We start from the raw sequence: 13,777 nt of genomic DNA, 5'->3' as shown, positions 1-13,777 counted from the left end.
GTGGGGACTGGGACGAAGAACCGACGGGCTAATTGTTTGTATCCAACAAAAGTCTAGGACGGAGAGTCGCCGTCGGCCAGACGCCCCAGGATCAGGGCGATGCGCAGCGTGAACGCGGAGCGGACGTCCGAGGGCGACCACCCGGTGACGTCCGTCACACGTCGCAGCCGGTAGCGCACGGTATTGGGGTGCACGAAGAGCATCCGGGCGGCACCTTCGAGACTGGACGCCTGCTCCAGATAGACGCTCAGCGTCTCCAGAAGAGCGGAGCCCGCCTCCTCCAGCGGTCTGTAGATCTCCTCCACCAACTGCTCCCGCGCAGCAGGGTCGGAGGCGATCGCCCGCTCCGGCAGGAGATCGTCCGCCAGTACGGGCCTGGGGGCGTCCTGCCAGGCAGTGCACGCCTTCAGCCCGGCGGCCGCCGCCTGCGCGGACCGGGTGGCCGCGAGCAGGTCGGGTACGACGGGTCCGGCGACGACCGGACCGGCGGCGTACGGCCCGATCAGGGCTTTCGCCACCTGCAGCGGATTGTCGCTGCCGCCCGCGATGACGACCAGCCGGGTGCCGAGCACCCCGGTCAGCACCTGGAGCTTGGCGTGCCGGGCGGCCCGCCGGATCGCCTCCACGGTCAGCTCGGAGTCCCCGTCCGGGGCGGTCCCGAGCACCACACACACGTGCTCCGGCGCGTTCCAGCCCAGCGCGGCGGCCCTGGAGACGGCGCCCTCGTCGGCCTCGCCGCTGAGCACCGCGTTCACCACCAGCGACTCCAGCCGGGCGTCCCACGCGCCCCGCGCCTCCGCCGCCTGCGCGTACACCTGGGCGGTGGCGAAGGCGATCTCCCGGGCGTACACCAGCAGCGCCTCGCGCAGCACCGACTCGTCACCGGGGGCGGCGACCTCCTCGATCGCCGACTCCATGACCTCGATGGTGGTGCGCACCATCTCCACGGTCTGGCGCAGCGTGATCGCCCGGGTCAGCTCGCGCGGCGCGGTGCCGAACACATCGGTCGAGATCGCCTGCGGGGTCTCCGGGTGGCGGAACCACTCGGTGAACGCCGCGATGCCCGCCTGCGCCACCAGACCGATCCACGACCGGTTCTCCGGCGGCATCGCCCGGTACCAGGACAGCGTCTCGTCCATCCGCGCGATCGCGCTCGCGGCGAGGGAACCGGAGGACTGCTCCAGCCGCTTCAGGGTCGCGGTGTGCGGGTGGGCGGCACGCTGCGCGGGCCCGTCGGCGGCCCCTGCTACAGGCGCGGACGGCTCGGGCTGCGGCGCTGGCTGCTGCGCGGGATCGGATCGGGGCACGGTGACAAGACTGCCTTATCCGGCGGGCGGCGCTGTGTGCCGGGGCTACCGTGGTCCCTGTGATGTCCCTGCACCGCGCCGCCGACCGCTACCGGGGCGGCGACAGCGCCGCCGGTATCGACTCCCGCCACGCCTTCTCCTTCGGCCACCACTACGACCCGGACAACCTCCGCTTCGGCCCGGTCCTCGCCTGCAACGAGGAACGCCTGGCCCCCGGCGCCGGCTTCGACGAACACCCGCACAGCCACACCGAGATCGTCACCTGGGTCGTCGAGGGCGAACTCACCCACTCCGACACCGCCGGCCACGAGACGGTCGTACGTCCGGGCGACCTCCAGTACCTCGGCGCGGCCGACGGGGTGCGGCACGTGGAGCGCAACGCGGGCCCCGGCCCGCTGGTGTTCGTCCAGATGTGGCTGGCCCCGCTCGCGCCGGGCGGCGACCCGACGTACGACCTCGTCCGTGGCATCGCGGACGCCACCCCCTACGACCTCCCGGCGGCCGGCGCGGTGCTGCATGTGCGCCGCCCGGCGGCGGGCGAGCGGGTGCCGGTGCCGGAGACCTCGTACCTCCATGTGGTACGAGGCCGGCTGACGCTCGGCGACGAGGAGTTGGAGCCCGGCGACTCGGTGCGGGCCGGTGGCGGGAGCGCACTCGAACTGCTCGCCACCGGGCCGGCCGAGGTGCTGGTGTGGGAGTTCGTCACCCCGGCTCAGTAACCGCCCTCCGGTTCCTCGGCGTTGCGCCACAGGGTGAAGTCCAGCGTGACGTAGTCGCTGGGGTCCGAGGAGCCGGACCTGCCCCGGTACGTCACCAGCGCGATGTGCCCCGACTTGGTGTGCACACAGAACTGGGAGCCCCGGGACACCTGGCCCAGGGTGACCTGTTCGGTGAAGCGCGTCTCGGCGCGGCAGGTCTTCAGGGACCCCTGCTGGGAGTTGTTCAGCAGGACGACCTTCTCGTCCTTGCTGCCGAGGTAGCGGTCGTCGCTCCAGTAGTAGAAGTCCGCGTCGTCCTCGTAGGCGGCGTCGCCCGAGTGGATCGGCTTCAGGGGGGAGTCGGCGAACCGGACGTAGTAGTCGTTGGGGACGTTCACGCCCTTGTACGTCACCGGCTTGGGGTCGGGGCGCGGGGTGGAGCCCTTGCCGCCCTCGCCGTTCGCCGCGCCGGAGGCACCCGGCCGGTCGCTCTTGGTGGTGGGCAGGCTGGCGACCAGTACGGCACAGCCGCCGATCGGCAGCGCCAGGGCCGCGAGGACGATCAGCGTGATGGCGCCGCCGCCCATCTTCTTCTTCGGCGGAGGCTGCGGCGCCCAGCCCGGCTGCGGCTGCATCGGGTAGGGGGCGGCGTGCAGGCTGTGCGGCTGGTGGGTCTGGGCGGTCTGGGAGGGGTACGTCGGGTGGGCGGGGCCGGGGCCGGGGTGGGTGGCCGGGCCGGGCTGGTGCTGTCCGGCCTGGTGCTGTCCGGGGAGACTCCCGGGGTACGGCGGTGGGGTCGGCGGGGCGACCTGTGGGGCGGGGGTGCCCGGCGGGGGAGTGGGGACGGCGGCCTCCGTCGGGGCGTGGTGCACCCCACCGGGGGCGGCGGACCGGGTGGGCGAGGCGTGCCCCACTGCTTCCGCCACTCCCGCCGCACCAACCGCTCCCGCCGCGCGCACTGCCTCTTCCGCACCCGTCTCGCGCGCCGACATCGTCGTCCGCATCGCCGCCCACGCGCGGGTGCGCCGGTCGATGTCCTGCGTCATCGGCTCCGGCAGCCAATCGCCCTGCTGGCTGAGGGGGCCGGGGGAGGCCGCCCGGCACAGTTCGATGATCTCCGCCGGGTCGGGCCGCTGGGCCGGGTCCTTGGCCAGGCACTGCGCCAGAAAGCCCAGCTCCTCGGGCAGCCCGGTCAGGTCCGGCTCCTCGTGCACGATCCGGTACAGCACCGCATGCGAATTGCCCTCGCCGTGCGCGGTGTTGCCCAGCGCCGCGTACACCCCGACCTGCCCCAGCGCGAAGAGGTCCGACGCCGGTCCGAGCTCCTTGCCCGCCGCCTGCTCGGGTGACATGAACGCGGGCGTGCCGACCGTGACGCCGGTTCCGGTGAGCGCGGTGGCGTCCGCCGCCCGCGCGATGCCGAAGTCGATCACCTTCGGTCCGTCCGCGCCCAGCAGCACATTGGCGGGCTTGAGGTCCCGGTGCACGATGCCCGCCGCGTGGATGACCTTCAGCGCCTCCGCCATTCCGGCCAGCAGCCGCAGCACGGTGGGCACCGGCAGCCTGCCGTGCTCGGAGACGGCGACGGCGAGCGAGGGCCCCGGCACATAGGCGGTGGCCAGCCACGGCCGCTCGCCCTCCGTGTCGAAGTCGATCACCGGCGCCGTGTACAGCCCCTGCACCCGCTGGGCCGCCTGCACCTCCAGGCGGAACCGCTGCCGGAACCCGGCGTCGTCGCCCAGCTCCGGGCGGATCACCTTGATGGCGAGCGGATGCCCGCCGGGCGTGTAGGACAGATACACCTGCCCCATACCGCCCGCACCCAGACGGGCGGCAATCCGATAACTCGCCACCGTACGAGGGTCTTTGTCCTCCAGCGGGTGGAACTGTCCGCCCGTACTGCCCTGGTGCATCTGCCGTCCCGCCCGTTGAACCGTGTCGCTGCCGTCGGGTGGGAGGGTAGCCCAAGGTGGAGTGCGCCCCGGTGGGCCCCGCCCGAGAAGGCGAACACCCCTGTCCTAGGGTCTGCTCCCATGACCGACGAGAGTGCCGAGCCCGCCAAGCAGTCCTTTCTCGCGCTGCACGACTACGGCATGGGCGCCTGCTGGTGGTGGATCCGGGCCAGGTCCGCGCGGGAGGTCGTGGAGACCTTCGCCTGGCTGGAGGTGGTCGAGGATCCGGAGAGCGTGACCAGGTTCGAGCAGGACGCGGAGGTGGACGTGGTGGACATCGACGCGCCCGCGATGCCTCCCGGACTGGACGCCCTGCGGGCCGAGCGCGAGGCCCAGCGCGGGAAGCCGGGCTTCGGGGCACTGGCCGGGCGTGACCTCGTACATCTGCGGCGTCGCTGGGACGAGGAGGACGAGGCGTGGGACGAGGGCGAGGTGCCCCCCGACTTCCTGATGGAGATCGGGTCCGACGGGCGGCGCACCCGGCAGGTGGAGGTGACCGCCGACGGCACCGCCGTGCGCAGCACCCCCGACGACTGGGTGCTGAATCCGCCGCTGGTGGACCTCTTCGACCCGAAGGTGGTGGATCAGGAGATCAGCGGGGGCGAGTTCGAGGAGGCGTGGGCGCGGGCCAGGCCCATGACGGAGGCCGACTGGTGAGGGGCCCGCGCCACCGGGGGGTCAGAGCGTACGCGCCTCCGCCAGGACCGCGTCGACGAACGGCGGCCAGACCTCCGCCGCCCACGGGCCGAAGGCGCGGTCGGCGAGGGCGACGACGGCGCGCGAGGCATCAGGGTCGACCAGCAGGAAGGTGCCCGCCTGGCCGAAGTGGCCGAAGGTGCGCGGGGAGGACGAACTCCCGGTCCAGTGCGGGGACTTGGAGTCGCGGATCTCGAAGCCCAGGCCCCAGTCGTTGGGGTTCTGGTGACCGTAGCCGGGGAGGACGCCCTTGGTGCCGGGGTAGTGCACGGTGAGGGTGGCCTCGGCGACGGTGCGCGGGTCGAGCAGGCGGGGGGCCTGGAGCTCGGCGGCGAAACGCAGCAGGTCGTCGACCGTGGAGACACCGTCGCGGGCCGGGGAGGCGTTGCCCTCCAGAGCGGTGGCCGTCATGCCGAGGGGTTCCAGGACGGCCTGGCGGAGGTAGTCGGCGAAGGGGATCTCGGTGGCCTTGGTGAGGTGGTCGCCGAGTGCCTCGAAGCCCGCGTTGGAGTAGAGGCGGCGGGTGCCCGGCTCGGAGGTGACGCGCTGCTCGTCGTAGGCGAGGCCACTGGTGTGGGCGAGCAGGTGGCGGACGGTGGAGCCCGGGGGGCCGGCGGGCTCGTCGAGCTCGATCGCGCCCTCCTCGTACGCCACCAGCGCCGCGTACGCCGCGAGCGGCTTGGTGACGGAGGCCAGCTGGAAGCGGTGGCCGGTGGGGCCGTGCGACCCGAGGACGGTGCCGTCCGCCCGTACGACTGCTGCGGCGGCCGTGGGCACCGGCCAGGACTCGATCATCGTCACGCTCTGCATGGGTCGAGCCTAACCGGAGCCCCCGGACGCCTCCCGGGCGCAGGCTCTCAGGTGAGGTTCAGCCGCATCGCCGGTTCGTCGCGGCACACGAAGCCCAGCGAGGCGTACAGCGGCTCGGCGTCGGCGGAGGCGCTCAGGTCGACCTGGGCCACCCCGCGCTCGCGGAACCAGTCGAGCAGGGCCACCGTGCAGGCGCGGGCCGCGCCCAGGCGCCGGGCGTCGGGCTCGGTGACGACCCCGAAGATGTGGCCGCGGTCACCGAGCGGGGCGGGCGGTCCGCCGATCCGGTAGTCGATCGTCCCGGCGACCATGGTGCCCAGCTTGCCGCCACCGTCCGGGTGTTCACCGACGAAGACCGCGAAGTTGCCGTCCTGGTCGGCGAGTTCCTTGCGCAGCCGGGGGAGGGAGGCGTCCTGCCAGTCGGTCGGGGCGGGCTCGTGCCGCATGGATTCGATCATTATCTGACGCAGGCGCAGCAGCTCGGCCGCGTCGTCGGCGGTCGCGCGCCGTACCGTTCGGTGATTCATGCGGCGCAGATTACGCCGCGCACGGTCGTTGCGCAGCCAAGAATTCTCAGAGGCAGCGCTTGCTTCGAGTGCACTCCAACGTTCTAGCGTGGAGGACATGACGGTGATCGACAGCAGTCCCGTACAAACCGACTCGAAGCGCACGACGGCCACCTGTGAAGTGCCCACTGGGCACCCCCTGCCCGAGGGACGCGACCACTACACGATCAGTGAGGTGGCGGCGGTCACCGGGCTCACCGCGCACACCCTGCGCTGGTACGAGCGGATCGGCCTGATGCCGCACGTGGACCGCTCGCACACCGGGCAGCGCCGCTTCCGCAACCGCGACCTGGACTGGCTCTCCCTGGTCGGCAAGCTGCGGCTGACCGGGATGCCGGTCGCCGACATGGTGCGGTACGCGGAACTGGTCCGCGCGGGCAAGGACACCTTCGAGGAGCGGCAGGACCTGCTGGAGGCGACCCGCCGGGATGTGATTCACCGGATCGCGGAGCTTCAGGACACGCTCGCCGTACTCGACCACAAGATCGACGTTTATGCGGACGCCCGCCGGGCGTCGGAGAGGTTCTGACACTTCCATGAATACCCACCGCATCGCCACCACCCGACTCGGCGGCCCCACCGGCCCCGAGGTCGGCGTCCAGGGCCTCGGCTGCATGGGCATGAACTTCGGGTACGGCCCGACCGACGCCGCCGAGGCGCGGGCCACCCTGGAGCGGGCCCTTGAGCTGGGCGTCACCATGTACGACACGGCGGACGCGTACGCGGACGGCGAGAACGAGCGGTTCCTCGCCCCGTTCGTGAACGCGCACCGGGACGAGATCGTCATCGCCACCAAGTTCGCGCTGGCCATCGACCCCGAGGACAGCACCAAGCGGGTCATCAACAACGATCCGGCGTACATCCGCGGGTGTGTCGAGAACAGCCTGCGCCGGCTCGGCGTGGACGTCATCGACCTCTACTACATGCACCGGCGTGACCTGAGCATCCCGATCGAGGAGACCGTCGGTGTGATGGCCGAACTGGTCGCGGCCGGCAAGGTCAGGCAGCTCGGGCTGAGCGAGGTCACCGGCGACGAACTGCGGACCGCGCAGGCCGTGCACCCGATCGCCGCCGTGCAGTCGGAGTGGTCGCTGTTCAGCCGGGACATCGAGGCGGGTGTGGTGCCCGCCGTCGCGGAGACCGGCGCGACCCTGGTGGCGTACTCGCCGCTCGGGCGCGGCTTCCTCACCGGGGCGTTCGCCAGCGCGGAGAAGGAACTGAGCTCCAACGACTTCCGCCGCCAGCAGCCCCGCTTCAACGGCGCCAACGCCGAGGCCAACGGCGCGCTGCTCGACCCGGTCCGCGAGATCGCCCGCACCCGGGGCGTCACCCTGGGCCAGGTCGCGCTGGCCTGGGTGCAGCAGCAGGCCAAGGTGCACGGCCTGTCCGTGGTGCCGATCCCGGGCACCCGCAAGCGCAGCCGCGTCGAGGAGAACACGGCAGCAACCCAACTGGTGCTGAGCGCCGACGAACTGGCCCTCCTGGACCCGATCGCCGGCCAGGTCGCCGGGCCCCGGTACGCGGACATGGGGTTCACCTCGGCCGGCCGGGAGTAGGGACCGGGGCGGGGCACAGGCGCTCCCCGCTCACGCCAGACCCAGCGCGAACGCGGTGAAGCTCGCCGCCAGAAGGCCCGCGATCGCCTTGCGGGCCTTCGTCGCGTTCCGGGCCCCCTTCCCCGGACTCTCGAAGACCCGGGCGTACTTGGCGATCACCGCCAGCAGCACCGCGAACAGCGGCATCCAGGCGAGCCGCGCCGCGATCCAGCCGAGGGTGTCGGGGGCCGCGGTCAGACCCGGGATCGTACCGAGGTACGAGCCGGGGACGGCGGCGGCCAGCATCGCGGTCTGGTGCCAGCACAGGATCGTCATCGCGGAGAGGTTGATGACGACTACCGGGGCCCAGAACGCGGGCCGGGCCAGGAACCGGGCGATCCGGTCACGGAGCAGGATGGCGGCACCGCTCTGCGCGGCGGCCAGGGCGAGGACCAGCAGCGACGGCGGGTGCGAGTTGGTGCGGTCGTGACCGGGGACGCCGACCATCGAGGCGGGGTAGTGGAAGTGGGCGAGGAGGGCGGCGAAGAGGACGGTGCCGCCGATCAGCAGCAGGGACGCGGTGCGCCTGGTCAGCCGCTTCTCGCCCCAGACGACGCCGAGTTGGTAGGCGAAGAGCCAGCCGGGCAGCAGGTTGAGCAGGCTCAGCCAGGAGGGCATGGAGTCCGCGAACGGTCCGTACCTGAGGAAGTCGACGACCGCGACGGACCCGATCAGCGGGGCCGCCGACCAGGCGCCCATGCGGCGGGCGGCCCGGATGCAGAGCGGCGTGAGCGCGGTGATCACCGCATACACCGCGACGAACCACAGCGGCTGGACGACGAGTTTCGCGCCGGTCCGCAAGGTGGCTTCCGGCACCCCGAGCCCGTAGAGCACCGGAACCAGCAGTGCCCACACGGCGGTCACGCCGAGCACCGGGCGTCCCAGCCGCACCAGACGGCCCTTGAGCCACTTTGTGGTGGACCCCTTGCGCTTGTGGAACGAGAGGACCGAGGCGTACCCGCCGACCAGGAAGAAGATCCCCAGCATCTGAAGGATCCAGCTGGCGGGAGCGAGAGCGGCGAAGGAGGAGAGCGGACTGGCGTTGTGCAACGAGCCCGCCGTCGCGTCGACGGTGAAACCGCCGAGGAGCCAGTGGCCGGTGGGGACCGCGAGGAGAGCGAGGGCGCGGAGGCCGTCGATGGCGCGGTCGCGGTGGGCGGGGGTGCGGGCGTCGATCCTGGCGGCGAGCGTGGCGAGTTTGCTGCTGGGTGCTTTCGCGGCCGGGAGGGGAGCGCCGGGCCTTGCGGGAGGGGCGGTGAGGCTCATCGAGGGTCCTTCGGGAGGGGGCCGGGGGCGGCCCTTCGGTGGGAGGAACGGGTGGCGCCGACCGGGACCTCAGGGCGTCCTGGCCGGGGAGGCGGGTGCGGTGACCGGGAGCCCCTGCGCTATCGCGGCGAAGGCGCGGAGCGAGTCCGTGCCGGGGGCGAAGTAGCCGGTGTGGCCCTTCGCGGTGGCGGCCGGGACCGGGCGGGCGCCGAAGGCGGCGGCGGTCGGGTCGGCGCCGTGGCCGAGGCCGAGGAAGCGGACGTGGGGGATGTTGTCGATCCAGTCGTCCGCGTCCTTGGCGGCCCAGACCCGGGCGCTGGTGCGCAGGTCGGCGGCGGTGTCCGCGTGCATACCGGGGGAGGCGAGGGCGACCAGGTCGGCGGCGTCCAGCCGGGGCGCGGCCAGTCCGCAGACGACCGAGCCGTAGCTGTGGCAGAACACCGCGGGGTCGGGGGCGCCCACCGCGTCGAGCCCGTCGGTGAGGCGGACCAGCCGGTCGGCACCCGCCTCGGCCAGCTCGCCGGTCGCGGCGTCGATCCCGACGCCGACGGGGGTGGTGTATCCGGCCCAGGCGATGACGGCGGTACCGGGCCCCGTCTCCTGGCGCAGGCTCTTGGCCATCCCGGCCGGGGTGCCGTACGGGTCCTTCTCGCGGTCGTACGTCGCGGCGTCGATGTCCGATCCCGGCACCACCACGGCCACATGGGCCGCCCGCGCCAAGTCCCCGTACACCTCGGCCACTTGGCCCCGCCCCCGCAGGTCGAAGGCGAGAATCTGCCGGCCGGGCGAGAGCAGCTCCGGGAAACGGCCGTCGGAGGCGAGAGCCCGCTTGTTGGCGGCGTACCGCAGGGCGACCGGGGCGCCGTCGAGATTCCCGACGACGGAGGGGTGCCGCCGCACCAGCTCGGCGGACCGCTTCTTGCTCAACGTCCCGAAGAAGGCGGCCACTTGGGCGGGCGTACTGGCGGCCGGGTCGATCAGCCCCTCCGCGCTCCAGGCCCCCGCCCCCGGCGGCGGTCCGGTCACGGCGCTCTGCGCGTCGGCGGACGCCCACCCCGCGGTCCCCGACACCACGGCGAGCGCCACACCGACGGCGGCCAACGTCCTCCTGAACCGGCGCATCTGCCTGCCCCCTCTTCCTCTGCTTCACGGTTGACGTGGAGCAAGGTAGGAAGAGGGTGGGTGCCGGGGCGTCACACCACGGGGCCAACTCTGCGGTGATACCCCAGTACTGGAGGATTTCCGCAGGTCAGAGGGTGGGGTTGGCCCCCCTGCGGGGGGTGGGGCAAGCCGGTTGGCGGAGGTGATCGGGGGTGGGGAGGGGGGCCGGTCCGGGGCCGCTCCCGCCCTCCCCGTATCGCCGCAGAGGGCCGCGTGCGGAGCCAGTGGACAGTACGGCCACCGCCCCCAGCAGCTGCCGCGTCCAGCGGCGCTCCCCGTGCCGGACACGCAGCGCGAGGGCGCCGAGCGCGAGGGCGCCAACGGCGACGACGTACCAGTTCAGAGCCGCCGGGGCGATGTTCGGACTCCGTACGCGTAGGGAGGGGCGGGGTCCGGGGGGAGTGCGCGGTCCTTCATGACGACAGAGTCCCGTCGGGTACCCCGCCCCGCCTCACCACGGCGAGTGATCCAGGTCCCCCGTGCGGGGGAGCGGGGCGGCCCCGCCTACCCCGCGTCCCCCGGCGCCACCAGCCCCGACTCGTAAGCGAAAATCACCGCCTGCGCCCGGTCCCGCAGGTCCAGCTTCGCCAGCACCCGCCCGATATGCGTCTTCACCGTCTGCTCCGCCAGGATCAAGTGCTCCGCGATCTCCTGATTCGACAGCCCCCGGGCGATCAACTCCAGAACCTCCGTCTCCCGAGGCGTCAGCCCGTTCAGCCGCAGCGCCGGATTCCGCCGCGCCACCGGGCGCTGCGCCGCGAAGTCCGCGATCAGCCGCCGTGTCACCGACGGCGCCAGCAACGCCTCGCCCGCCGCCACCACCCGTACCGCCGCGATCAGATCGGCCGGCGGCGCGTCCTTCAGCAGGAAGCCGGACGCGCCCGCCCGCAGCGCCTCGTACACGTAGTCGTCCACGTCGAAGGTGGTCAGCATCAGCACCTTCGGCAGATGCGCCACCCCCACCGGCGGGTTCAGGATCTCCCGGGCGGCGGCGAGCCCGTCCATCTCCGGCATCCGTACGTCCATCAGCACCACATCCGGATGCGTGGCACGGCTCACCTGCACCCCCTGCCGCCCGTCCGGCGCCTCGCCCACCACATCGATGTCTGCCTGCGCCGAGAGCAGTGCGGCGAATCCGGCCCGCACCATGGCCTGGTCGTCGACGATGATCACGCGGATGGTCATGGGGCGGGGGAGTCCTTCGCTGAAGAGGTGGTACCGGCAGGGTTGTCCGGACCAGCATCGTCGCCCAGCCGGTCCCCGTCGACCACATCGGCCGCCCCCACGGACCCCGCCGATTCCGCCGATCCCGGCGTACCACCCGCCCCCAACGGCAGCTTCGCCGCCACCCGGAACCCCCCGTCCGGCAGCGGCCCGGTGTCCAGCGTGCCCCCGGTCAGCCGTACCCGCTCACGCATCCCGACCAGTCCGTGCCCACCGGCCCCCTTCGCCTCCACCCGGTCCCTGCGCGGAGTCGGCTCGCAGGCGGGCCCGTTGACGACCAGTACCAGCAGATCCGCCCCCTCCGCCCGCACCGACACCCGTGTGACGGCCCCCGGCGCATGCCGCACCACATTGGCCAGCGCCTCCTGCACGATCCGGTACGCCGACAGGTCCACCGCCTGCCCCACCGCCAGCTTTCCCTCCTCCGCGACCAGTTCGGCGGACATCGACAGCTCGGCCGGCACCCCGGCCCGTACCGTCGCCTCGACCAGCTGCTGCACCTTGTCCAGGCCAGGCTGCGGCGCGCGCTCCCCTTCCGTACCGTCGCTGCGCAGCACCACCAGCAGTCGCCGCATCTCGGTCAGCGACTCCCGCGCACTCGACGCGATCGAGGCGAACTCCTCCTCGGCCTCGGCGGGCAGATCGCTGATCCGGTACGGCGCCGAGTCGGCCTGCACCGTGATCATCGACATGTGGTGGGCGACCACATCGTGCAACTCCCGGGCGATCCGGGTCCGTTCCTCCAGCAACGTCCGCCGCGCCCGCTCCGCGACGCTGATGGTCTCCTGCTCCACCAGCTTGCGCTGCGCCTCACCGCGTTCGCGCAGCGCACCCCCGATGATCAGCACCGCACCGCTCAGCACGATGGTCAGCACATTGGTGCCGTCACTCGCCTCCGGCGCCAGCTGCCCCAGCACGAGCCCGGCCACCGTGATCGCGAGCCACACCCCGACCAGCGCGGGCCGGCGTTCCCGCAGGGCCAGCGCGAACAGCAGGAACAGCAGACCCACGATGGTCGGCGCGGGCCACGGCCAGATGGAGTGCCCCTGCGCCCCGGTGAGCAGGAACGGGCTGCCGATCACCCCGGTCAGGAACACCACCCACCAGGCCTGCAACGGCCGGTGGGCGATCAGGAGCAACGGCACCGTCTCCCCGACGGCCATCGCCCCGGCGATGCCCCCGGACACCCCGTAGTCATTGGCGAGCACCTGCACGGTGACCGGCAGCAGCGTCGCGGTGAGGGCGAGCACCACCCCGTACGGCAGCAGCCGCTGCCACCGCTTCGGCGCCTGCTGGAGCAGGGGGGTCGGCGGGTGCGAGGGATGAGTGAGGGCGTGCAGCACGGCACGCGTGTGCCGGAGCCCGGCGGCGAACAGCCCTTCCACCGCCGGGGCCGACGAGGGCGGCGGGGGATAGGAGGGCGGCCGCGGCGTGGCGGGCGAGGGGGGCTCTGTGGGTGGTTTCATGGCCCCCTCAGCGTAGGCAGCGCACCCGTTCTCCCACGTCATACCGGGGTTCGGAGAGTGCGGTCATACCCCGGTACTACCCTCGGGCCCCACCCGTCACAGCTCCGCCAGCAGCTCCGCCTTCTTCGCGTTGAACTCCTCGTCCGTCACCAGCCCGGCCCGGTGCAGATCCCCGAGATGGCGGATCCTTTCGGCGATGTCGGCGGGCTCCCGGCGCCCCGCGCCGCCCCCCGCCTCCACCGGAATCCGGTCCCGCTCGGATGCCACCGCCGGCACCCCGCTCCGTACCGCGGCCAGCACCGCCGCCGCGAACGGCAGCGACTCGTGCACCGGCCCGTAACCCAGCCCGAACACCACCGCCGCCGGATCCTGGTCCGGCTGTCCCGGCTTGCCCTCCTCGGTGGCCGCGTCGCGCCGCAACAGCCGCAGATGCCCGTCGAAGACATCGGGGGAGCGCCACTCGACCCCGCTCAGGGACGCGACCGGAAAGCTCTGGTCGCCCACCTTCCACTTCGCCGACGACGCCCCGGTCCAGAACCACCGGAACGCCACCTGCGTCCCGTCGAAACTGGCCTTGCCGTCGTACGCCTTGAAGTGCAGCGGCCCCTGCGGGGGCGCCACCAGGAACCGGTCGGCGCTCTCCGCCGCACCCGTACCCGCCCGCACCCTGGCCCGCAGCTCGTCCGCGTAGTACTCCGCCAGCACCTCCCGCTCGGCGGGCAGCACCAGCCGATACGGGTCGCACCCCTCCTTGAGCTGCCCCGCGGCCGCCTCCATGAGCGGATCGGCGCCCGCCCTGGGCACCGCGTGCAGCACCACGGTGCCGCGCTTGCCCTGGGTCAGCGTCACATCGGCCAGCGCCTCGTGCGGGATGCGCCGCTCACCGAGCGCGGTCAGCAGCTTCGGTGTTCGTATCCCCCGTTCGAAGCGTATGAGCATGGAGTCGCTGTCGAACTCCCAGGTGGCATGAATTCCGGCCAGCACATCACCCATGCGGCTCATCGTATGCGGCGTCCGCCCCGGCGTCGCCCCTCGG

The 13,777-nt window shown here is 72.6% G+C and carries 13 protein-coding genes; 4 read left to right on the top strand and 9 right to left on the bottom strand.

Translation table 11 applies throughout. The features are described 5' to 3' along the window. Positions 1–53 precede the first annotated feature (53 nt). Positions 54–1,193, bottom strand: a complete 1,140-nt coding sequence (gene fasR / locus ACIA73_RS10360; protein ID WP_399438053.1) for a fatty acid biosynthesis transcriptional regulator FasR — start codon at positions 1,191–1,193, stop codon at positions 54–56. Positions 1,194–1,366: 173 nt separating this feature from the next. Here fasR and ACIA73_RS10355 point away from each other — a divergent pair, with 173 nt between their 5' ends. Next, on the top strand, positions 1,367–2,026 hold the full coding sequence (locus ACIA73_RS10355; RefSeq protein ID WP_399437923.1) for a pirin family protein: 660 nt from the start codon (positions 1,367–1,369) through the stop codon (positions 2,024–2,026). On the opposite strand, the gene ACIA73_RS10350 is transcribed toward ACIA73_RS10355, so the two are convergent. Continuing rightward, a complete protein-coding gene (locus ACIA73_RS10350; RefSeq protein ID WP_399437922.1) occupies positions 2,020–3,918 on the bottom strand; it encodes a protein kinase in 1,899 nt (632 codons plus the stop codon). The genes ACIA73_RS10355 and ACIA73_RS10350 overlap by 7 nt on opposite strands. Before the next feature lie 120 nt (positions 3,919–4,038). Here ACIA73_RS10350 and ACIA73_RS10345 point away from each other — a divergent pair, with 120 nt between their 5' ends. Continuing rightward, positions 4,039–4,614: a hypothetical protein gene (locus ACIA73_RS10345; RefSeq protein WP_399437921.1), complete on the top strand. Its 576-nt coding sequence runs from the start codon at positions 4,039–4,041 to the stop codon at positions 4,612–4,614. Positions 4,615–4,635: 21 nt separating this feature from the next. On the opposite strand, the gene ACIA73_RS10340 is transcribed toward ACIA73_RS10345, so the two are convergent. Continuing rightward, on the bottom strand, positions 4,636–5,463 hold the full coding sequence (locus tag ACIA73_RS10340) for a serine hydrolase domain-containing protein (RefSeq protein ID WP_399437920.1): 828 nt from the start codon (positions 5,461–5,463) through the stop codon (positions 4,636–4,638). Positions 5,464–5,510: 47 nt separating this feature from the next. After that, positions 5,511–5,990, bottom strand: a complete 480-nt coding sequence (locus ACIA73_RS10335) for a GNAT family N-acetyltransferase (protein ID WP_399437919.1) — start codon at positions 5,988–5,990, stop codon at positions 5,511–5,513. Positions 5,991–6,087: 97 nt separating this feature from the next. Here ACIA73_RS10335 and ACIA73_RS10330 point away from each other — a divergent pair, with 97 nt between their 5' ends. Beyond that, positions 6,088–6,558 (top strand): MerR family transcriptional regulator, encoded by a 471-nt coding sequence (locus ACIA73_RS10330; RefSeq protein WP_399437918.1) that lies wholly within the window; start codon positions 6,088–6,090, stop codon positions 6,556–6,558. A gap of 7 nt (positions 6,559–6,565) precedes the next feature. Continuing rightward, positions 6,566–7,585: an aldo/keto reductase gene (locus tag ACIA73_RS10325; protein ID WP_399437917.1), complete on the top strand. Its 1,020-nt coding sequence runs from the start codon at positions 6,566–6,568 to the stop codon at positions 7,583–7,585. A 30-nt stretch (positions 7,586–7,615) separates the two neighbouring features. Here ACIA73_RS10325 and ACIA73_RS10320 read toward each other — a convergent pair whose 3' ends face one another. The 5 genes from ACIA73_RS10320 to ACIA73_RS10300 all read right to left on the bottom strand — a co-directional run bounded on the left by ACIA73_RS10320 (position 7,616) and on the right by ACIA73_RS10300 (position 13,734). Then, positions 7,616–8,890 carry an acyltransferase gene (locus tag ACIA73_RS10320; RefSeq protein ID WP_399437916.1) on the bottom strand — a complete coding sequence of 425 codons (1,275 nt, stop codon included), beginning with the start codon at positions 8,888–8,890 and terminating at the stop codon, positions 7,616–7,618. A gap of 69 nt (positions 8,891–8,959) precedes the next feature. Continuing rightward, positions 8,960–10,012: an alpha/beta hydrolase gene (locus tag ACIA73_RS10315; protein WP_399437915.1), complete on the bottom strand. Its 1,053-nt coding sequence runs from the start codon at positions 10,010–10,012 to the stop codon at positions 8,960–8,962. Positions 10,013–10,555: 543 nt separating this feature from the next. Next, positions 10,556–11,236 carry a response regulator gene (locus tag ACIA73_RS10310; protein WP_399437914.1) on the bottom strand — a complete coding sequence of 227 codons (681 nt, stop codon included), beginning with the start codon at positions 11,234–11,236 and terminating at the stop codon, positions 10,556–10,558. Continuing rightward, positions 11,233–12,741 (bottom strand): sensor histidine kinase, encoded by a 1,509-nt coding sequence (locus tag ACIA73_RS10305; protein WP_399437913.1) that lies wholly within the window; start codon positions 12,739–12,741, stop codon positions 11,233–11,235. Before ACIA73_RS10305 ends, ACIA73_RS10310 begins: the two co-directional genes overlap by 4 nt. Before the next feature lie 96 nt (positions 12,742–12,837). Then, positions 12,838–13,734 (bottom strand): DUF4429 domain-containing protein, encoded by an 897-nt coding sequence (locus tag ACIA73_RS10300; protein WP_399437912.1) that lies wholly within the window; start codon positions 13,732–13,734, stop codon positions 12,838–12,840. Between the last annotated feature and the right edge of the window lie 43 nt (positions 13,735–13,777).

The sequence above is a fragment of the Streptomyces sp. NPDC051561 genome (assembly GCF_044454195.1).
Classification (GTDB): domain Bacteria; phylum Actinomycetota; class Actinomycetes; order Streptomycetales; family Streptomycetaceae; genus Streptomyces.
Note: the sequence above shows the minus strand (reverse complement) of the source record. Positions and strands in the feature narration are given on the sequence as shown.

Coding starts and splice junctions, on each gene's coding strand:
- ACIA73_RS10310 (WP_399437914.1), bottom strand. CDS start 11,236: ATGACCATCCGCGTGATCATCGTCGACGACCAGGCCATGGTGCGGGCC.
- ACIA73_RS10335 (WP_399437919.1), bottom strand. CDS start 5,990: ATGAATCACCGAACGGTACGGCGCGCGACCGCCGACGACGCGGCCGAG.
- ACIA73_RS10345 (WP_399437921.1), top strand. CDS start 4,039: ATGACCGACGAGAGTGCCGAGCCCGCCAAGCAGTCCTTTCTCGCGCTG.
- ACIA73_RS10320 (WP_399437916.1), bottom strand. CDS start 8,890: ATGAGCCTCACCGCCCCTCCCGCAAGGCCCGGCGCTCCCCTCCCGGCC.
- ACIA73_RS10340 (WP_399437920.1), bottom strand. CDS start 5,463: ATGCAGAGCGTGACGATGATCGAGTCCTGGCCGGTGCCCACGGCCGCC.
- ACIA73_RS10325 (WP_399437917.1), top strand. CDS start 6,566: ATGAATACCCACCGCATCGCCACCACCCGACTCGGCGGCCCCACCGGC.
- ACIA73_RS10350 (WP_399437922.1), bottom strand. CDS start 3,918: ATGCACCAGGGCAGTACGGGCGGACAGTTCCACCCGCTGGAGGACAAA.
- ACIA73_RS10315 (WP_399437915.1), bottom strand. CDS start 10,012: ATGCGCCGGTTCAGGAGGACGTTGGCCGCCGTCGGTGTGGCGCTCGCC.
- ACIA73_RS10305 (WP_399437913.1), bottom strand. CDS start 12,741: ATGAAACCACCCACAGAGCCCCCCTCGCCCGCCACGCCGCGGCCGCCC.
- ACIA73_RS10300 (WP_399437912.1), bottom strand. CDS start 13,734: ATGGGTGATGTGCTGGCCGGAATTCATGCCACCTGGGAGTTCGACAGC.
- ACIA73_RS10330 (WP_399437918.1), top strand. CDS start 6,088: ATGACGGTGATCGACAGCAGTCCCGTACAAACCGACTCGAAGCGCACG.